The following is an 18953-nucleotide window of genomic DNA, read 5'->3' as shown; positions in this document are numbered from 1 at the left end:
AAAAGCCTCAACATCGGATCGGTGCTGAGGCTCTCGGCGTTGTTTTGGGTACTGTCGGCGAAGTGGAAAAACTGGCTTTCCGAATTTATGGAAGCCCCCCTAAGTTGGTCAACGATCTCGTCCTCATCCAATTCCAGTTGCAGCTTCGCCTCATTCAGATAATATGAAAAATAATTTTTAATTTCCTCTTCGGTATAACCAATTAATGTTCCATAGGCGCGATTCAGCGATATATCATCGAAAAAATTAAATTCAGAAAAGATGCTCGTCTGACGATATTTTGTAATTCCCGTCATGAAGAAAAACCTGAGGCATCCTTCATTGGATTTCAGAACCTGAAAAAAAGGCGCTCATAGCGGAGCGAATGCGGTCAAAAAGCTCCAAGTCATCAAGCGAAGCCGTGAGCGGCGCATCATATTCGTCAATCAGAATAACGAGAGAAGAAGGAGGTAGAGACGAAAGCCAGGCAGAAACCTGCCCCATGAAAAGGCCATTCTTTTCTTCATAGTCGAAGCCCGCCTGACGAAATTTTCTCAGGAGCTGATCATAGAATTTGCTTAAAAAATCAGCTTCCGATGAATAGTCTTTGATTTCCGAAAAATCAAGACGAACAACTTTATAAGTTTTATCTGTCCAAAGGGTCTCTATGGCAAGCCCTTTAAAATCTCTAATACCGTTCCGAAATAATGATTCAAAGGTCGAAACAAGAAGCGTTTTACCGAATCGCCGGGGCCTCGAAATAAACACCTTGCTTGAATCTCGACAGATGTTGAAAATCATCCTGGTCTTATCAACATAGATGCAGCCGTCGTGCCTCAACGCAATAAAATCGGATCTTCCCAACGGAAGCGGCTGTCGCAAGAGTTTAGTCATTTAAATTAAGCGCTGGAATTCCCTGTCATCAACAAAAAATGCCGCGCCGGCTCCTTATATAGTGAAGAGCTAGCGGGTTCCGATTCACGTTCCAGACTCTGTGCTCAAGCACGCAGCAGGAAATGACGTCCGAAAGCTCACTCAAGTCTGTTTCTTTTCGTCCTTTTGCGATTTTAGCGTCCGGACGCATCCCATGAAGCGGCGCGGCTCCACCCGGCGGCAAGCCTGCAGATTTCTTGCGTTTGCACAAATGCTTTCGTTTTCGCGCCGCCCTGTCTCTTGACCCGCACTCTCATTGCGCTATCTTTTCGAGTCTTCGAGCGCATGACGCTTACTCCAACTCAACGCCTGTCTCTCAAGAAGGATTGCTGATGCAATACGATTTTGACCGCGTGATTGACCGCAGAACGATCGACTCCGCCAAGTGGACTGCCTATCCGAAGGATGTGCTTCCCCTCTGGGTTGCGGATTCTGACTTCCAGTGTCCCCAGCCCGTTATCGACGCCGTTATGAAAATCGCCGAAACCGGCGTCTACGGCTACCCGAACGGTCATGCCGGGATTGTGGAGAAGGCAACTGTTTCCTGGTGCGCCCGCCATTACGGCCTTGAGGTTCTTCCGAGCGAGGTTCAGTATTGCCCCTCCATGTGCTTCGGCCTTGCAGTAGCCATCCGCGCCTTCACGAAGCCGGGCGGCAAGGTTCTCATGCAGGTGCCGGCCTATCCGCCCTTCATTGAGCTCGCGAAGTCGAACGGACGCATCCCCTCAATGAATGCTCTGAAGCTCGTCGACGGCCGCTATGCAATCGACTTTGAGGACTTCGAGCGCCGCGCGGCGGATCCCGAATGCACGCTCTTCCTCCTCTGCAGCCCGCACAATCCAACGGGACGCGTTTTCTCTAAGGAAGAACTCGAGCGCATCGTTTCGATCTGCTGCCGCCACAATGTGGTGATCCTCGCGGACGAAGTTCACTCCGGCTTTGTCTTCAAGGGCGAGCACACGACGCTCCTCACGCTCTCCGAAGCCGCACGCAGCATCACGGTCTACGGCAACAGCCCTTCGAAGACCTTCAATACGGCGGGGCTTCGCGCCGCAGTTCTCATCAGCAAGAATCCCGCGCTTGCCGCCCGCGTCAAGGCGGAACTCGCGGCGAGCCAGCCCGACCGCAGCGCCTTCTCACAGGCGGGCTTCGCCGCCGCCTGGACCGAATGCGACGACTATGCCGAACAGGTTCGCGCCTACGTGAAGGAGAATCTCGCCTTCGCGCACGACTTCTTCGAAAAGCGGATTCCGTCGATCAGGAGCTACATGCCGGAAGCGAGCTACCTGATGTGGCTCGACTGTTCGGCACTCGGCTTCAATACCCAGGCGGATCTCACCCGCTTCTTCCTTGAGGAAGCGAAGGTTGCAATGAATCCAGGCGAATCCTTCGGACCGGGCGGCAAGAACCACATGCGGCTCAATACCGCCTGCCCCCGTTTGATTCTTGAGGAGGCTCTCTCCCGGATCGAAGCTGCGGCAGACAAGCGCATGGCGGAGCTTGCCGCGAAATAAAGCCGGACTTGGAGCTGCGAATCTGCGGCGAAGCCTCTCAGCACCTGAGGGTGCGCACACTCGCCGCGGGAGATTCAGCACTGCAGGATGATTCTCTACCGAAACCGTCAGGCAGATTGATTCTGTCTGACGGTTTTCTTATCCTCCTCATTGCTGCCGCCTCGACGTTCCTCCTCTTCAGAGCCTGCCCCGGAATTCTTCATGAGTTTCACCGCCGCTACTAAGTAAAAGTGAGTAGGGGTATGTCTTCTAAGAGCGCCTGGCTCTAGACCTAGTTCATTGAAAAATCGGAAAGGACATTAAAGTTCCTACAAGGTTTGACGACTTTATGCTTGATAATGAAAGTCATTATCAACCTCAGATGTCTGAGAACATCAAAGCGAGCACATCATGTCCGCCACCCACTGCCGGTCTTTCAACCTTCCTTTCAGACTGGCGGCAATTGCCTCCGTCATATTGACTTCCGCGTCCGCGATCGCAGCCGAAAGCGCTGATGCTCAGAAAGCCGGGGCCTCCACGCAGCCCGTCGTCGTCACTGCCACGCGCACCGCGCAGCCTCTCAGCCAGGCGGCAAGCTCCATCAGCGTTTTGACGCAGAAAGATGCCGAGGAGATTCAGCCGATTACCTTCACGGAGCTTCTCCTCGACATCCCGAACGTTGATATCACTTCGTTTGATTCCGTCATGAACAACCGAATCTCGATTCGCGGCTCAGGCGATCGCGAGATTACATACCTGATTGACGGCATGCGGCAGGACAATCAAACAATTGGCGGCAACCGCCCTTCCGGCATTTTCATGGACTCCGAGCTTCTGAAGCAGATTGAAGTCAAGCGCGGCGGCGGCAGTGCGCTTTACGGCAACGGCGGCATCGGCGGGACGATCGCAGTGGAAACAAAAGACGCCGCCGATTTTCTCAGGGATTCCGACAAGGACTTCGGCGCCACGCTCAAAGCAGGCTACGTCTCGGACAACCTTGAATGGCAGAAGAGTGCCTACGTCTATGGCCGCACGGAGCTTTGGGATGTGGTTGCCGGAGTCACCCGCAGAGACTCTGGCGCAGCAACGAGCTCAGAAACGGGGCACCGCAACACGGCGGACGTCGATAATGATTCGACGTCGGCTTTTGCCAAGGCGACGCTTTCTCCACTCCCAGAACACCTCCTTCAGGTGGCCTACTTCTACGATATTGCTCATAACGACAGCTTTTTCCGAAGCGGTCGTATCGACAAATATCGCTATGAGCAGCACCGCGTAAGCGGCAAATGGGAATTTGAGAAGAATGACTGGATCAACCTCAAAACTGCGCTGCAGTACGCGAAATCTGAATTTCAGTTTGAGGGCAATAGAGCAGGCTTATCGAAAGACGATTTTGATTCCGTAAGCGGGAATATTCAAAACACGAGCCACTTCTCGGCATTCGGGACTCATGAACTCACGTTCGGCGGCGACTTTTCAAAGACTTCTCAGAACGGCCAGCAAATGTCACTCTCCGGCTGGGTGCCTGACGGATCACGACCGGATTCTGACGGCTTTGATGGGGGGTTCTTTATTGAAGACCAGTATGTGCTCAACGACTATCTCTCCATCGTGCCGGTACTTCGTTGGAACTACTTCAAGCGCGAATCTAATGAATCCTACCCGTCCCTTTCGGACTCAAAAGTTACCCCAGGCGTGACGCTCCGCGTGACGCCGATGGACTCGCTTCTCTTCTGGGGGTCGGTCAACGCAGGCTATCGTCCGCCGATTCTCGATGAAATGTATTTCAGGATGACTTACCCGGATGAGGGATGGACGTCGATTGTTGTGCCGAACCCGGATTTAAAGCCGGAGAAATCCGTCAACTATGAAATCGGCGCCAGTGCCTTGTTCGCCAACCTGGCCGACGAAGGCGATGAACTGAGCGTCAAGGCTGCTATCTTCTACGACGACATCAAGGACCATATCTTTGCAGATGTTCTTGCTTTTGATCCTGAAAATCTAACGATGACCTTCCATACGTACAATCTAGGTCATGTTGTAAATAAGGGCATCGAACTTAGCGGCAGCTATTCACTCGGCAACTTCCGCGCGAGCGCCTCTTACGGATACCTCCATTCCGAAGACAAAGAAACCGGCAAGCGCATTGAATCCAATACGCCGCAGTCTGCGAATCTGCGCTTAAGCTACAGAATCAATGAATGGAATGTCGAACCCTGGTATCGCCTGCACTGGGCAAAAGGAGGTACAACGGCGAAAATCAGCGGTGAAACCGTTGCTCTGAAAAATTATGCTACGCATGACATCGGCATGATGTGGACGCCTTCTAGGACTGGCTTCGTCCGTCTGCAGGCTGGCCTTGCCGTTACAAACCTTACGAACGAGAAATATTGGGCTTATTCAGGGTCGAGTTTTCCAACCTGGGGCTTCGCCCGCGGCTTCAGAGCCTGGCTCTCGGCCCAGTTCTGACCCATTGAACCACCGAACGCCTCTCTCGCGTTCGCAACCCGGACCAACCGCCGTCAATTGACGCCCCGAGCCTTCAGCAGCTCCCGACTCCAGCAGCTGAAGGCGCGGCCGGTCCGCCTCTTTCGGATGTCTCATGCAAAGAAGCGGCCTCGCCCGGCTCCTCGGGCAATATCTCTTTTCCCGCGATCGGCTGAAGCTCTGGCTTCTCTTCGGCATCGTGCTCGGCGCATACGTCGTCAACATTCGCCTGGCGATTCTCTACAACGACTGGAACGGCCGGTTCTTCGACGCCCTTCAGAAAGTCGACCAGGAAGGTATCTACCGCGAGCTCTTCTACTTCATCGGCCTCGCGGCTGCCATCATCGTGCTTCTCGTCTGGGCGGGATACCTCAAGGACCGGCTGATACTCGCGCTTCGCCGCGACGTTACGGAGATTTTCTTTGCGCGCTGGCTCTCGTCCCGGAGCGCGCATTACCTCCTCCGGGAAAGCGGAAAGGAACCCGACAACCCGGACCAGCGAATCACGGAGGACGTCCGGTCGCTGACGAGCCTTGCCGTCAACCTCTTCATCAGCCTCTTCGACTCCGTCCTCACGATCGGAAGCTTCTCCCTCATTCTCTGGAACCTTTCGGGCTCCATTACGCTTTTCGGCATCACCATACCCGGGTACATGTTCTGGGTGTGCCTCATCTATACCGCAGTCGCCACATTCTTCACGCACCTCATCGGCAGAAAGCTCAAAGGCTTCAACATGGAAGCGCAGCACATGGAGGCCAATCTCCGCTCGGCCCTGATGGAAAAGCGGCGCAACGGCGCGGCCATTGCCGGGGCGCATGCCGAAGCGGCTGAAGAACGGGGCCTGAGAGACCGGTTTTCCGACCTTCTGCAGGTGCTGATCGCGCTCATCAAAAAGCAGCGCGACCTTGATCTCTTCACGGTCGGGATCGGTCAGTTCACGCATTTGGCGCCGATCTTCTTTTCGCTTCCGTCCTTCTTCTCGGGCGCTATTCAGCTGGGCGGCGTCATGCAGATTCGCGGCGCCTTCAATGACGTTGCAAGGTCGCTCTCCTGGATCATCTTTGCCTATGACGATCTGGCGAAACTTTCCGCCGCCTATGAACGCCTTCGCCGGCTGGAACAGGGCATCAGGGATGCGGATGAAGCGGCGGAAAAGCTCTCCTCCGAGCGAAAGATGCTTCCTGAAGGGTCGCCCGAAGTCATGCACGCCGACATCATCCTCAACATCCCAGAGGGAAATCAGGGGAAATTCCGCGCGCTTCCCGTAGACCTGTCGCTAAAGCCAGGAACGCTCGCCTTTGCAACGGGCCCTTCCGGCATCGGGAAGTCGACGCTTCTCAAGGTGCTCGCGGGCTTCTCCGGCACCTTTACAGGAGAGATTGCGTCCCGCGGCACGATCGTCTGGATTCCTCAGAAGCCTTATCTCATGAGGGGAACGCTCCGAAGCGCGCTCGCCTATCCGCGCGATCCGTCATCGCTCTCTGACAGAGAGGCTAAAGAGCTCCTCTCCTTAGCGCGCCTCGACCACCTTGCCGACCAGCTCGATCGCAATGCCGACTGGGCGAACGCGCTTTCTGGGGGCGAGCAGCAGCGCATCGTTCTTCTGCGGGCTGTGCGTCTCAAGCCCGACATTCTCCTCATGGACGAAATGACGAGCGGACTCGACGACACGTCGGCCGAACGCATGCTCGACCTCATGAAGAAGCTCCTCCCGCGAACCGCCATTCTGCTTGTGACCCATCAATCCGCACTATTTCCCAAGGCCGACCAGATTCTCCGGCTCGCCTGAGAGGCCACAAATAGACCACCAAAGGAATCCCCATGTCCAACTCCTTCATCCCCTTCCCTCAGTACGAAAACGCCGTCTTCTGCGGAGACAAGGCCGCGGAGATCCTCGGCGCCCTCAGGATTTATTCCCGGGCGCTCATCGGCGGGGAAGTTCCCTCCATGGAGCTTCTCCATCCTGCGGAAAAGCCCCTTGAATGCATCAGCTGCCTTCTCGACAATCCCGAAGGGATCCTCAAGACGGCGCTCCGCCGCATGAATGCGGACTATGTACTTCTCGAAGATAACGGCAAAGAAGACTTCAACCCTGCGGTGCTGAAGGAAAAAATCGAATCCTTCGGCGTCCCGGTCAAGTTGCTTGATGTTAAGGGCGACGCCGATGAAGTGCTCCGCAGAGCCGGGAAGCTCTATAGCGCGGAAAGGCAGGCGGAGCGCGTGATCCGGGACCGCAAGGAACGAATGGAAAAGCTTCTCGAACTCGAGGTCCCGAAAGGACGTCGCGTCGTCGTGCTTCTCGGCATCCGGAATCCCATCCGGCATGAAAGCTACGTCTTCCGGGTTGCCGCGCACAGCGACCTCTCAAAGCTGCTTTCTGCGCAGTTTGACGTGAGGAATCTCTTCGAATCGACGCCCGAAAAGGATCTGATCGCGGGCATCCAGGAGCTGGGGAATGTTGAGGAGCTTTTCGCCCTCGACCCTGATCTCATCTGCCTCACCGGAGACGCACTCGCCGGCACAACGGCGCTCCAGAACGCTCTTAAAGCCGGCGCCAAGCCCTGCCGGGCCGTGACGGAAGGCCGCATAGCGGCGCTTCCCTACTACTGCGACGCGCTTTCCTGGAGAGCTCCCCTCATTCTTGAGGAATGGTCGGAAGCGCTCATGTGGTAACGGAAAGCCGCGCCCATTCTCTTCTGAGCGCGGCTTCCGCCTTGAAGCGGAGCGCACTCGTCAAGGCGCACTCCGCAGAGAGATTCACAGGGATTACTTGAGGGACTTCAGCCACGCATCCGCCGACTGGCCGGCAATGCGGCCGAAGGTGACGATGTCGGCCTGAGCGTTGCCGCCCAAACGGTTGCCGCCATGGACGCCGCCCGTGACTTCGCCGGCAGCGAAGAGACCCGGGATGGCCTTGCCTTCCGTGTTGAGGACTTCAGCCTTCGTGTCGATCTTAAGGCCGCCCATCGTGTGGTGAACGGCCGGCTGGACCTTGACGGCAAAGAAAGGCGCCTTGGTGAGCGGCTGAAGGAGCTCGGGGCGGCCGAACTGGCTGTCCTTGCCGGCAACCTGATCCTTCGCGTACTGCGCCATCGTGGCCTCAAGATTCGCGGCAGGCACGTTCATGGCGCGGGCGAGGTCGGCCACGGTATTGCCTTCAACCGTGAGGCCGAGCTTCTTATAGGAGTCCATGAGCTTCGCGGTCTGTCGCGTTGCATCATCCCAGACCACCCAGGCGAACTTGCCCGGCTGCTCGAGCTCCTTGGCCGAAACTGCGTCGCGGGTGAGAAGTTCGTTCGTGAAGCGCTTTCCGTCCGCATTGACGAGAATCGCGCCGTCGCCGCGAACGCTCTCAGAAATGAGCGTGCCGTTGGGCGCTGCGGTCGGATGCGCCTGGATCTGCTTCATATCCACCGTCGCCGCTCCGATTTTCTCGGCGAGAAGAATGCCGTCGCCCGTGGCGCCCGGATGGTTCGTCGTTGCATAGCCCTTGAGTTTGGGCTGATACTTGACGAGCAGATCCTGATTGGCGCCGAAGCCGCCCGTGGCGATCACGACGGCCTTCGTGTCGATCGTGTAGGTCTTGCCGTCCTTCGTGCTCACCTTGACGCCGGCAACAGCGCCCGACTTGTCGGTGAGGAGCTCGACCACGCGGTTCTGCGTCCTCATCTCAATCTTGCGGTCCTTGGCGGCCTTGTAGAGGACGCGGATCACTTCCGGACCGATGGCGGAGCCGTCCGTCGGACGATGGGCGCGCGGGTACTTGGCACCGCCCGAGCGGCCGACTGCGCCGAGATCAGCGCCGAGGGATTCAAGCCAAGCAACGGAGTCCTTGGCGTGCGTCGTCATCGTGCGAAGGAGCACCGGGTCGTTCAGATTGTGGCCGCCCTTCATCGTGTCTTTGTAAAACTGGTCGATCGTGTCGGGAATCCCGAGCTTCTTCTGAAGCGGCGTTTCCGCAGCGTTGATGCCGCCTTCGGCACGCACGGTGTTGCCGCCGATCATCGGCATCTTTTCAAGCACAACGACGCTGCGGCCGAGGTCGGAAAGCGTCACGGCGGCCGAAAGACCGGCGCCGCCCGCGCCGATCACGACGGCGTCGGGGCCAGCCGCATAGGCGGCGGCAAAAGCGGTTGAGAGAACTGCGGCGAGGACCGTCTTCTTCATTTTTTCCTTCTCCTTTCTGAAACTTTCGTTCTTTTCGCCCGAGAGAGCTCAAAGCGGATGGAAGTCTGCCGAAGAACAAGAACCCGTGCTTTGAAAGTTTTTCAATTCACCTTTGACTGCCGGTCAACGACATGCCTCCCGGGAGGTATCGGGCGCCTTCCGCGCTCAGAGCGAATTCGAGGAACGCTTCCGCGTCGGGCCTCATCGGACGGCTCGCCGGCGCGAGAAAGGCCATCGGTCTTGCCGCCCAGGCGTCGGAGAGCTCCGTAACGGCGAGATCCTTCATGCCGTCCGCAGCGGCGGAATAAGGGGCCACGGCGAGGAGCCCGCCCGAACGGACGACTTCAACAAGAATCGTGAAGCTCGGCACTTCGACGACAGGCTCATACCTGCAGCCGATCGCGAGCGCGCGCTCCCGCATGGCCGCCGTCATCGGCGCCGATTCGAGGAGCGACGCGTACGGATAGCGAAGCGTCTCGGCAAAGGGAATGGTCTTTTTCTGGAGTCCCCGAAGGAGCTCGTGGTCTTTTCTCGAGATGAGTACATGGCGGTCGTCCACATACGGGAAAAGCCTGACGCCCGATGCCGCTGCCCGAGCCTCATCCTCTGCCGCGGCTCCTCCCGCAAGACCAAGGTCCGCTTCGCCCGTCTGGACGGCCTCCGTGATCGCCGAACTTCTCCTCGCGACGAATTCGATTCTGGTTTCCGGATGTTTGGCAAGGAAAGGTCCCGTGAGGCGGCAGAGGAAGTTCTCAAGTCCGGTGCTGTTGGAGAAAATCCGCAGGGGCTTCGCTTCCCGGCGCGCATAAGGCGCGAAATCTTCCTCGAGGCTCGCAGCCGCCTCGAGCACGCGTCTTGCTGCGTTCACGAGGACGAGCGCCGCGGGCGTCTGCACGAGGCCCTTCCCGGAACGCTCAAAGAGAAGCGTTCCCGCCTCCTCCTCGAGGCGCTTCAGCCTGACGCTCAAAGCTGAAACCGTGAGATGCACCTCTTCGGCCGCCCGCGAAAGGCTGCCGGCACGTGCAAGTGCGAGAAGGATTCGAAGATCAACAAGGTCGTAGTGCATGGATATCGGGTTCGCCAGCAGAAAATTGAAGCCTATCGCAATACTCCTCTCTTCGAAAAGCTTTTTCTACCAAGGACCGAAGTGCCGGATTGCAAGCACTCTATGAAACTCAGCTCAAAAAGATTCGCTTCGGCGTGAAAATATATTTTGGCAAAAAATCCCTGCCGTCAGCTGAATGCGCAGCCATTTTTATGTTTTATTTCAATGATGCAATTTCATTTATAAACATGGAATTTTATTATATCTAATCAATTGAATAACATTTCTATATTCAAATCGATAATAAGCACTATGCTTATATAAAAATTTATTCACATCCCGCATAATTTTTGATAAAAATAAATCATTCGATTATTGCCATTCCCGCTGATACGATTTCTGAATGAATGTCTTCTTTCATTCGGAGAATTGAGCGATGAGAAAAAAGTTGGCAATGACCGCTTTTGCCATGACCGTGGGCCTCGCTTCCGCAGCCAGCGCATTGGAGGTTCGCATGGCGGAAATCCATGTGAAGCCCGAAAGCGTGGAAAGTTTTCGCAACATCGTGAATACCAATATGCGCCTCTCGGTGGAAAGAGAGCCTGGCGTTATTTCGATTTACGCCGTGGAGGATATAAACGATCCGACGCATCTGACGTTTTTTGAGATCTACGCAGACCACGACGCTTACGTCAGGCACACGCAAACAGAACATTTCAAAAACTACATTGCCCAAACCCAGGACCTCACGGCATCCAAGAAGCTCATCGAGGTGAAGGACGCCGGCCTCTATCCCGAACCGCTCAAGCGCTGGCCTCAGGCGCAGTCTTCCTCAAAGGGGGCGGAGCGCTTTTTAGTGTCGGTGCGCATCACCGAGAAGGACAAAGCGGGTCCTTATCTGGGAGACCACATGGCTTATCTCAGGAAGCACTTTGAATCCGGCGAATTTCTGCTCTTCGGGCCTTACGCGGAAAGTCCCGGCGGCTGGCTGATTGCAGAGGCCCCGAACCGCGCCGCACTTGATGAGCTGATTGCCGCTGATCCGCTTCTCGCCTGCAGCGGCTGCGCGCAGTATTCAGCGGAAGCCATCCGCATCGGAAGTTCCCGGGCCGTCAAACCCGATTAAGGCAAAGGAGTCGGAAATGAAATCGAACAGCATTCAGCGCAGGAATCTGCTTTTGACCGCAACGGCCCTCACTGCCGGTTTTTCAGCGAAAGGCTTCGCCGCTGAAGGGAAGGCTCCTCCGCAGTTTGATCGCCAATGCGACGTCCTGATTGTCGGCGCCGGAATGGCAGGTCTTACGGCTGCCGGAGTTCTCTCAAAAGAGGGGCTCCGGGTCATCGTCATCGACAAGCGGAGCTGGATCGGGGGCGATGCCATCTATTCCACCGGCGTCGTCTTCGGAGCACAAACGCGCTTTCATGAGCGCGACGGCATTACGGAAGGCGTGAGCGTTGAGGATTACTGGAAGCGGCTCAACCAGGGTCTCTTTGATGAGCCGGTTTCCAAGGTGAGAGACAATCTGCCGGTTTCTCCGAGTTATTCGGGGATTGCCAAACACGATCCGGGCGTGCTGCGCGCATGCGCCGAGAAGCTCCCTGCCGTCGCGGACTTCCTTTTTGAGAATGGCGTGACGGTGCTGCCGATCCCGAAAGCCGCGCCCTTTTTGCTCCCGACGCCGAAAGGCTCCATGGGAGAGCTCGCCAAGCATTTGCGCGAAGCAATCGAAGAGGCGGAGGGCAGCCTTCTGCTCCAGACGGCTGCCGAGGAACTGCTCCAAGATGAAGCCGGCACGGTGATCGGCGTCAGGGCGCGGACGCGAGGCAATCGTGACGTCTTCATCGGTGCGCAGTCGGTCGTTCTGGCAACCGGCGGCTTCCTCAACAACGAAGATCTGATGCGCCGCTACAAGCGCTACTGGGCCGCGGCTCCCAAAGGCTTTTCATTCGTGGGCGGCGGCATTCCGACCGATCATACGGGCGACGGCATTGAACTCGCCCGCAAAATCGGCGCCGCTCTCGAAGACATGGAATCGGTGCCGAAGTTCTACACCGCGCCTCAAAAAGGCACGCCTGCTTTTTCCTGGCTCATGCTCGATACCGATACGGCATATGTCGTTGACAAAAGCGGACGCCGTTTCGTCAACGAAGCTCAGGCTCGCTATGCGGGCTGTGCATTGGCCATGCTGCGGCTCGGCATTGACGGAGGCTTCGTGCTTTTCGATGAGGCGGCCTTTTCAGGTCCGCACGCCGCGCGCTGGCAGTTTGCAAAGGTCCTCGAAGACGGCGGCATCTGGAAGGCCGACACAGTGGAGGAGCTCGGCAAACTTTCCGGCGTGGATGCCGGCGGGCTCAGGGAAACCATTGAAGCGATCAATCGCGATGCCGCCCGGGGCGCCGATTCGCGGTTCGGGCGCAGCGACGGGCGCTTCAGAGCCCTCAGGGCGCCCTACTATTTGTCGAAGCCCTACTGGCCCGTGATGTTCAAAACCGAAGGCGGCATAGAGGTGAATCCCCGCTTTGAGGTGCTGCGGCATTCCGATGCGACGGTGATACCGGGGCTTTATGCCGTCGGCGCAGCCTGCGGCTCAATCTCCACGCGCCTCTGCGATGTGTTCGCAAGCGGCCTGACCGCGGCCGAAAGCATCGCGGCGAAGCTTCGCCGTCATTAGAAATGATTCAGTCCCGGGCAATGAAGAATTATCCGGGACTGCATCTGTATTTCTCCGGCAGACGTGCTCCTCAGAGCCCGCCGCTCAAAAATTTGCGATCGAAGGCGGCATTAAAGCCGGCGTCATAAAGGAAAAGGAGCCTGCAGCAGTGAGGCTCCTTTTCTTCATCAGACGGCTTGAGGGAGGCGGATTAATCCACCCACTCCGCCGAATAGAACTCAAATCCCGTATCCGGGAGCGGGTTGAAGTTCTTGAGGTGCTTGTTGGAAGCCGCCGTATTGTCCTCGTAGACAAGGAAGGCCACCGGCACTTTCTTCCAGAGAATCATCTGGACCTCGCGGTAGAGCTCGTTTCTCTTCTTTTCGTCCACTTCGGCGATTGCCTTGTCGAAGAGCTCGTCGACCTTCGGGTTCGAGTAGTAGCCCTCATTCGAGAGCTTCGGCGGCATTTCGCGCGAGTCGAAGATCGGACGCATGCCCCAGTCGGCCTCAACGGTGGAATTGGACCACCCGATGTAGTAGAGGCGGTTCGGAGCGTTCTTCGGCTCCTTATTGGCTTCAACGAGGGTCACGCGCTGACCGGCTTCAAGAATGCGGGTTTCGGTCTTGATGCCCACCTGATTGAGCTGCTGCTGGATGAACTGAATCACCTTGTTCGCGGTCGAATTGTTGTAGCCCGACCAGAGGCGAGTGGAAAAGCCGTTCGGGTAGCCCGCTTCCTTGAGGAGCTCTCGTGCCTTCTCGGGGTTGTAGGCCGGAACGCCGAAGCTCGCCGCACCGGGAATCTGGGGCGGAATGACGCCGGTCGCCGGCTGCGCGAAGCCGTTGTAGGCCACCTTGCAGAGCGCCTCGCGATTGATCGCATAGCTCACCGCCTGACGGACGCGCACGTCGTCGAACGGCTTCTGCATGCAGTTGATCGAGAGGTAGCGCATCATGATCGAGGGCACGATGTGGATGTTGAGGCTGGGATCGTCCTTCAGTTCCTTCACCTGCTCGACAGGCATCGGATGAATGAAGTCCGCCTCGCCCGTGCGCAGCATCGCCGCGCGCGTCGCATTTTCCATTACCGGCACCCAGGTGATGGAATCAAGCTTCGGGAGCCCCGCCACGCGGTAGTTGGGGTTCTTCACCACGACGAGCCGTTCGCTCGGGTTGTAGTCCTTCAACGTATAGGGGCCGGTGCCGCAGGGATTGAAGGCAATGCCGCGGCCGTCGTACTTCTTGAGCGTCGAGGGGCAGATCATCTGCGCCGTGCCGTTCGCGAGCCTCTGCAGGAACGAAGGCATCGGGGACTTGAGGTCGAAGCGAACCTTGTAGGGCCCGAGCACCTCAACCTTGTCGATGAATTTGAGAAGCGCGTAGCGCGAGAGGTGATTGGCCGGGTTGAGAACGCGCTCGAAATTGAGCTTCACCGCATCCGCGTTGAATTCCGTGCCGTCGTGAAACTTGACGCCTTCCTGAAGCGTGAAGGTCCAGGAGAGGCCGTCGGGCGAAACCTCATGGCTCTTCGCGAGCTGCGGCACGGGCTTCAGGTTCTTGTCGAAGGCGTAGAGGCCTTCATAGAAGGACTTCGCGACGCTGCGCGAAAGAAGGTCGGTCGCCTGATAAGGGTCGAGCGTAGTGAAGGACGAACCCACCGCAACCGTAATTCCGCGTGCGCTGGCGGGAAGCGACCCGGCAGCAAGGGTAAGACCGGCGGCGAGAGAAAGAATCGAAGCGGCAAAACGCATGACGCATTTCCTTTGTTTGAAGTGCGCAGAAGGAGCAGGACAATTCCCCGGGCGCATGCAGCACTCCCGGGAAGGCTCCTCTGTCTCTTTATCTTTTCCCTAATCTTATAAGGCGGCGCCCGTCATCCTCCACGGCATAAAGCAGTATTCCTTAGGCATTTCACCGGACTTTCGCCCGGAAAGAATCAAAGAAGCGCGTTGAAAAAGCCCCGGCGGGCGGAAGACCGGCCGGGGCTTCAATGAATGACTCTCAGAACGGTTACTTAAGCCATGCGGATTCCGCACGGGTGAGATCGCCGCGGATGTCGGAGAGGTGCCAGAGGTAGTTCATGACGCGCGCAAAGTCCGCGTCGTCCGTCGGCATGAGGAAGCCCATTTCGGAGACGGGCGTGAGGGGCTTGTTGATGAAGGCGGCGCCGAGCTTCGGGTTCTTCTTCGCGTAGAGAATCGCCTCAGCCGTTTCCGTAATCATCACGTCGCCCTTGCCTTCGGCGATGAGGCCGGGAATCTCAAAGTTCTTCTCGTGCGTCGAGACCTGGGCCTTCGTGAGGTTCTTCAGCACGAACTGCTTGTTCGTGCCGCCCGGGTTCTTGATGACGCGCACGGAAGGCTGATTGAGGTCCTCGAGCGTGCGGTACTTCGTGAGGTCGCCCTTTCGCACGAGCGCAACCTTGCCGAAGGGCGCATAACCCGGGAGGAATTCGCCCCAGGACGTGCGGGCGAGGGTCTGCGTGATGCCGCCCACGGCCACGTCGAAGCGGTTCCCCTTGATGCCGGCTTCAATGTCCTTCCAGGGCGTCTTCACAAACTCAACCTTCCAGCCCGCATAGGCCGCCATCGCCTTGATCACGTCGACGTCGTGGCCCTTGATGACGCCCGCCTCGTCCATCGCGAAGGGACGATAGTCGGCGGGCGTTCCCACGCGGATCACGCCCGACTTCTGAATGGCGTCGAGGCGGTCGCCCGCCATGGCTGCGCCCGCGGCGGCAACGGCTGCGGCAAGGATAAGGGTCTTGACGGCTTTCATGAAAAGCTCCTTTGATTAGTCAGTTGGAATTCAGTTCGCTTTTCCCGGGATATTCAGGCGTCCGGGGGAAGCGATCAGGAAAGAATGCCTCAGAAAGCCCCGGTGCTCCGCTCGTAAATTCCCGCAGAAAACGCTTCTCCTCGATATTGCACAAGAGGCATTCGCGCTTTATCTCAAGGGTTAATACCTACCTACAGGAGTGATATGTAAGCTCAGGACAGAGACTTGCTCCCGCGTCAATTCTCCTTTGCATAAGGGTTGCTCTCATCCTCCGAAGAGGTAAATAATTCGAAGAGCAGAAAAAAGAGCTTCTCCTTCCAAAAGGAGGAGAGCGCCTTGAAAACAATCCTGCAGCGGCCCCGACGGGGGAGATCCTCCGCTCACGGGCCTGACCCTAAACAGAGAAGAGAAAACACAACCATGGCACAAGCTCCTGCATTCAAATATGCCCCGATGTTCCAGCTCGGCAAGGACGACACCGAGTACTACCTCCTCACGAAGGAAGGCGTCTCCGTCGGCGAATTCGAAGGCCATCCGATCCTCAAGGTTTCCCCCGAAGCCCTGACCGCGCTCTCGAACCGCGCCTTCACCGACGTCAACTTCATGCTCCGCCGCGCCCACAACGAACAGGTTGCCAAGATCCTGTCCGATCCGGAAGCGAGCGAAAACGACAAGTACGTTGCCCTCACGTTCCTGCGCAACGGCGAAGTCGCTGCCAAGGGCGTTCTCCCCTACTGCCAGGATACCGGCACGGCGATCATTCACGGCGAAAAGGGACAGCAGGTCTGGACGGGCTTTGAAGACGAGGAAGCCCTCAGCAAGGGCGTCTACAAGACCTACACCGAAAACGCGCTCCGCTATTCGCAGAACGCTCCGCTCTCGATGTACGAGGAAGTGAACACGAAGTGCAACCTCCCCGCGCAGATCGACATCGAAGCGACGGAAGGCATGGAATACCGCTTCCTCTGCGTCGTGAAGGGCGGCGGCTCGGCCAACAAGTCCTACCTCTATCAGGAAACGAAGGCGGTTCTGAATCCCCAGAAGCTCGTTCCCTACCTCATCGAAAAGATGAAGACCCTCGGCACGGCTGCCTGCCCGCCCTATCACATCGCCTTCGTGATCGGCGGCACCTCCGCTGAACGCACGATGCTCACGGTGAAGCTCGCCTCCTGCCACTACTACGACAACCTTCCGACGACGGGTGATGAAACGGGCCGCGCCTTCCGCGACGTTGCGCTCGAACAGCAGCTCCTTGAGGAAGCCTGGAAGATCGGCCTCGGCGCCCAGTTCGGCGGCAAGTACATGGCTCACGACATCCGCGTGATCCGTCTGCCGCGCCACGGCGCTTCCTGCCCGATCGGCATGGGCGTTTCCTGCTCGGCCGACCGCAACATCAAGGCCAAGATCACGAAGGACGGCGTCTTCATTGAGAAGCTCGACAACAACCCCGGCAGCCTCATCCCTGAAGAACTGAGGAAGCCCGGCGAAGGCGGCTCGATCAAGATCGACCTCAACCGCCCGATGAAGGAAGTCCTCGCCGACCTCACGAAGTACCCGGTCTCGACCCGCCTTGAACTCACCGGCACGATCATCGTCGCCCGCGACATCGCTCACGCGAAGCTGAAGGAACGCCTTGACCGCGGCGAAGAGCTCCCCGACTACATCAAGGATCATCCGGTTCTCTACGCCGGCCCCGCCAAGACGCCTGCCGGCTACGCCTGCGGCTCGATGGGCCCGACGACCGCCAACCGCATGGACCCCTACGTTGATCTCTTCCAGAGCCACGGCGGCTCGATGGTGATGATCGCCAAGGGCAACCGCACCCAGGTTGTGACGGACGCCTGCAAGAAGCACGGCGGCTTCTACCTCGGCACCATCGGCGGCGTTGCTGCGGTCCTTTCGTCCGACGCCATCAAGAGCATCGAATGCATCGAGTATCCGGAGCTCGGCATGGAAGCCGTCTACAAGATCACGGTCGAGAACTTCCCGGCCTTCATCCTCGTCGACGACAAGGGCAACGACTTCTTCAAGCAGCTTAAGCCCTGCAAGATCGCCTGCAAGTGCGAAAAGAAGTAATCGCCTGACTGCTTCATCCGGAGCGCGTCTCTGAAGACCTTGGGGTCCGATGAGACGCCCTTCGGAAGAGGAAGATAAAAGGAAGCCGTTAAGGAGCAAATGCCTGACGGCTTCTTTTTTGTCTCTGAAGAACAGAAAATCTTCCTAAGGGAGCTTTTAAATCCGGTCCGAACGATAAGGTCTTCAAGCCGCACCTCTGCCGAATCCCGGCATCTGCCGACGGCAATGAAACCCCGCAGCTTGCAGCAATCGTGCTCGCCGGCACTTGGGCTCCGCCTTCCCTTGATGCTTCAAGGCAAAAGCAAAATAAAGCGCCGTCTCCCCTTCCCGGAAAACGACGCTTCATTTTTAGAGCCCCGCCTTGAATCAGCCATGCACTTAGAAACGCGAGAGGCTGATCAAGCCGGATCATTCATTATTAACATAGGCACAAAATAGTTGACAAGCGGCTACGGTTATGTTATAATTGATAAATGAGTTATGAAGATAAAACCACCACAACCCTCGACGGCCGCAAGGCCACTCCTGAAGCCCAGCTCGAGCTTCGCCGCCGCTGCATTGTTTACTTCCGTGATGGAGTAAAGCGCGCCGAAATTGCACGCAGACTCGGATTGAGCCGTCAATGGGTTACCAAGATCATCAACCTAGGTTCTCGGGTTGATTTTGGGGCTACGCGAATCTGAAATTTGAAAAACTACCGCCAAAGCCGCTAAGCCAAAGGGGAAATTGCTACCAGGGCGACGTGCGCAGCAATTTTTTTGGTACAATGTAGCCCGTATTTATTTGGGGCTACAAATGTACATCGAGTACTACTCCATCAACGGCATCGAATATGCGCGCATCAGAAACTCTGTGCGCAAAGACGGTGGCGTGTCTCATGGCAAGAGCACAACTCTGGGGCGCGTGCTGGATCGCAAGCAACTGATCTTCAAAAGTCGAGAGCATGGTACGTATCAGTACGATCCGGATACGGGCGAGCGCAAGAATCCACCTGACGATTTCTGTTTGAAGATCGTTCGTAAGAACGCCAGAGAACAGCTTATTGTCGATTTTGGTAATACGTATTTCATTGACCGCTATATTGATCAACTTGGGTTATGGTCGGTGTTTGACGCCATTGGTTACGGCAATCCGGATTCGTTCAAAGCCCTGCTGTGTTATTACATTTTGGAGAGCCGAAGCAATGCTCATGCCAAGGACTGGTATGAGGGAAGTTATGCGCGCATCGCTTACCCCAAGGCCTTGCTCGAGTCGCCACGCATCAGTGACATGCTCAGTGCCTTGGGTGGAGAAATTGTTCAGCGCCGATTTTTTGAGACCTACATTGCTTATCTCAAGAAAT

The 18953-nt window shown here is 57.0% G+C and carries 15 protein-coding genes and 1 pseudogene; 10 read left to right on the top strand and 6 right to left on the bottom strand.

Features of this window, described 5'->3' with window-relative positions:
* Positions 1-296 (bottom strand): annotated as a pseudogene (locus GBM95_RS12990) (AAA family ATPase); the annotation flags it as partial.
* 22 nt (positions 297-318) lie between these two features.
* A complete protein-coding gene (locus GBM95_RS12985; protein ID WP_152158475.1) occupies positions 319-873 on the bottom strand; it encodes an AAA family ATPase in 555 nt (184 codons plus the stop codon).
* 371 nt (positions 874-1244) lie between these two features.
* On the opposite strand from GBM95_RS12985, the gene GBM95_RS07170 reads away from it, so the two are divergent.
* The 4 genes from GBM95_RS07170 (at position 1245) to GBM95_RS07155 (ending at position 7565) form a co-directional block, all read left to right on the top strand.
* Positions 1245-2426, top strand: a complete 1182-nt coding sequence (locus GBM95_RS07170; protein WP_152158474.1) for a MalY/PatB family protein — start codon at positions 1245-1247, stop codon at positions 2424-2426.
* 390 nt (positions 2427-2816) lie between these two features.
* Positions 2817-4874, top strand: coding sequence for a TonB-dependent receptor domain-containing protein (locus GBM95_RS07165; RefSeq protein ID WP_152158473.1), 2058 nt, complete (start codon positions 2817-2819; stop codon positions 4872-4874).
* 133 nt (positions 4875-5007) lie between these two features.
* Positions 5008-6681, top strand: a complete 1674-nt coding sequence (locus tag GBM95_RS07160) for an ABC transporter ATP-binding protein/permease (RefSeq protein ID WP_152158472.1) — start codon at positions 5008-5010, stop codon at positions 6679-6681.
* A 32-nt stretch (positions 6682-6713) separates the two neighbouring features.
* Positions 6714-7565 (top strand): substrate-binding domain-containing protein, encoded by an 852-nt coding sequence (locus GBM95_RS07155; protein ID WP_152158471.1) that lies wholly within the window; start codon positions 6714-6716, stop codon positions 7563-7565.
* A 93-nt stretch (positions 7566-7658) separates the two neighbouring features.
* On the opposite strand, the gene GBM95_RS07150 is transcribed toward GBM95_RS07155, so the two are convergent.
* Positions 7659-9059: a flavocytochrome c gene (locus GBM95_RS07150; protein WP_152158470.1), complete on the bottom strand. Its 1401-nt coding sequence runs from the start codon at positions 9057-9059 to the stop codon at positions 7659-7661.
* 106 nt (positions 9060-9165) lie between these two features.
* Positions 9166-10125, bottom strand: a complete 960-nt coding sequence (locus GBM95_RS07145) for a LysR family transcriptional regulator (RefSeq protein WP_152158469.1) — start codon at positions 10123-10125, stop codon at positions 9166-9168.
* A gap of 433 nt (positions 10126-10558) precedes the next feature.
* On the opposite strand from GBM95_RS07145, the gene GBM95_RS07140 reads away from it, so the two are divergent.
* Together GBM95_RS07140 and GBM95_RS07135 are read left to right on the top strand one after the other, a co-directional pair.
* Entirely contained in the window at positions 10559-11230 is a 672-nt protein-coding gene (locus GBM95_RS07140) for an antibiotic biosynthesis monooxygenase (protein ID WP_193222611.1), read from the top strand.
* 16 nt (positions 11231-11246) lie between these two features.
* Positions 11247-12776 (top strand): FAD-dependent oxidoreductase, encoded by a 1530-nt coding sequence (locus GBM95_RS07135; RefSeq protein ID WP_152158467.1) that lies wholly within the window; start codon positions 11247-11249, stop codon positions 12774-12776.
* 190 nt (positions 12777-12966) lie between these two features.
* Here the strand turns inward: GBM95_RS07135 and gsiB are convergent, their stop codons facing one another.
* Both gsiB and GBM95_RS07125 read right to left on the bottom strand, forming a co-directional pair.
* Complete coding sequence (gsiB, locus tag GBM95_RS07130) at positions 12967-14508, bottom strand: glutathione ABC transporter substrate-binding protein GsiB (RefSeq protein ID WP_152158466.1); 1542 nt, start codon at positions 14506-14508, stop codon at positions 12967-12969.
* Positions 14509-14767: 259 nt separating this feature from the next.
* Positions 14768-15535 carry a transporter substrate-binding domain-containing protein gene (locus tag GBM95_RS07125; protein WP_152158465.1) on the bottom strand — a complete coding sequence of 256 codons (768 nt, stop codon included), beginning with the start codon at positions 15533-15535 and terminating at the stop codon, positions 14768-14770.
* Positions 15536-15955: 420 nt separating this feature from the next.
* On the opposite strand from GBM95_RS07125, the gene GBM95_RS07120 reads away from it, so the two are divergent.
* The 4 genes from GBM95_RS07120 to GBM95_RS07105 form a co-directional block, all read left to right on the top strand.
* The gene (locus GBM95_RS07120; RefSeq protein ID WP_152158464.1) at positions 15956-17611 is read left to right on the top strand and encodes a fumarate hydratase; all 1656 of its coding nucleotides are present in this window, start codon (positions 15956-15958) and stop codon (positions 17609-17611) included.
* Positions 17612-17710: 99 nt separating this feature from the next.
* Complete coding sequence (locus GBM95_RS07115; RefSeq protein WP_152158463.1) at positions 17711-18049, top strand: hypothetical protein; 339 nt, start codon at positions 17711-17713, stop codon at positions 18047-18049.
* 35 nt (positions 18050-18084) lie between these two features.
* Complete coding sequence (locus GBM95_RS07110) at positions 18085-18294, top strand: helix-turn-helix domain-containing protein (RefSeq protein WP_152158462.1); 210 nt, start codon at positions 18085-18087, stop codon at positions 18292-18294.
* Positions 18295-18406: 112 nt separating this feature from the next.
* A partial coding sequence (locus tag GBM95_RS07105; RefSeq protein ID WP_152158461.1) for a hypothetical protein occupies positions 18407-18953 on the top strand: 547 nt, incomplete at its 3' end.

The sequence above is a fragment of the Sutterella seckii genome (genome assembly GCF_009183815.1).
Classification (GTDB): domain Bacteria; phylum Pseudomonadota; class Gammaproteobacteria; order Burkholderiales; family Burkholderiaceae_F; genus Sutterella; species Sutterella seckii.
The sequence above is the reverse complement of the archived record's forward strand: the minus strand, read 5'-3'. Positions and strand labels throughout refer to the sequence as shown.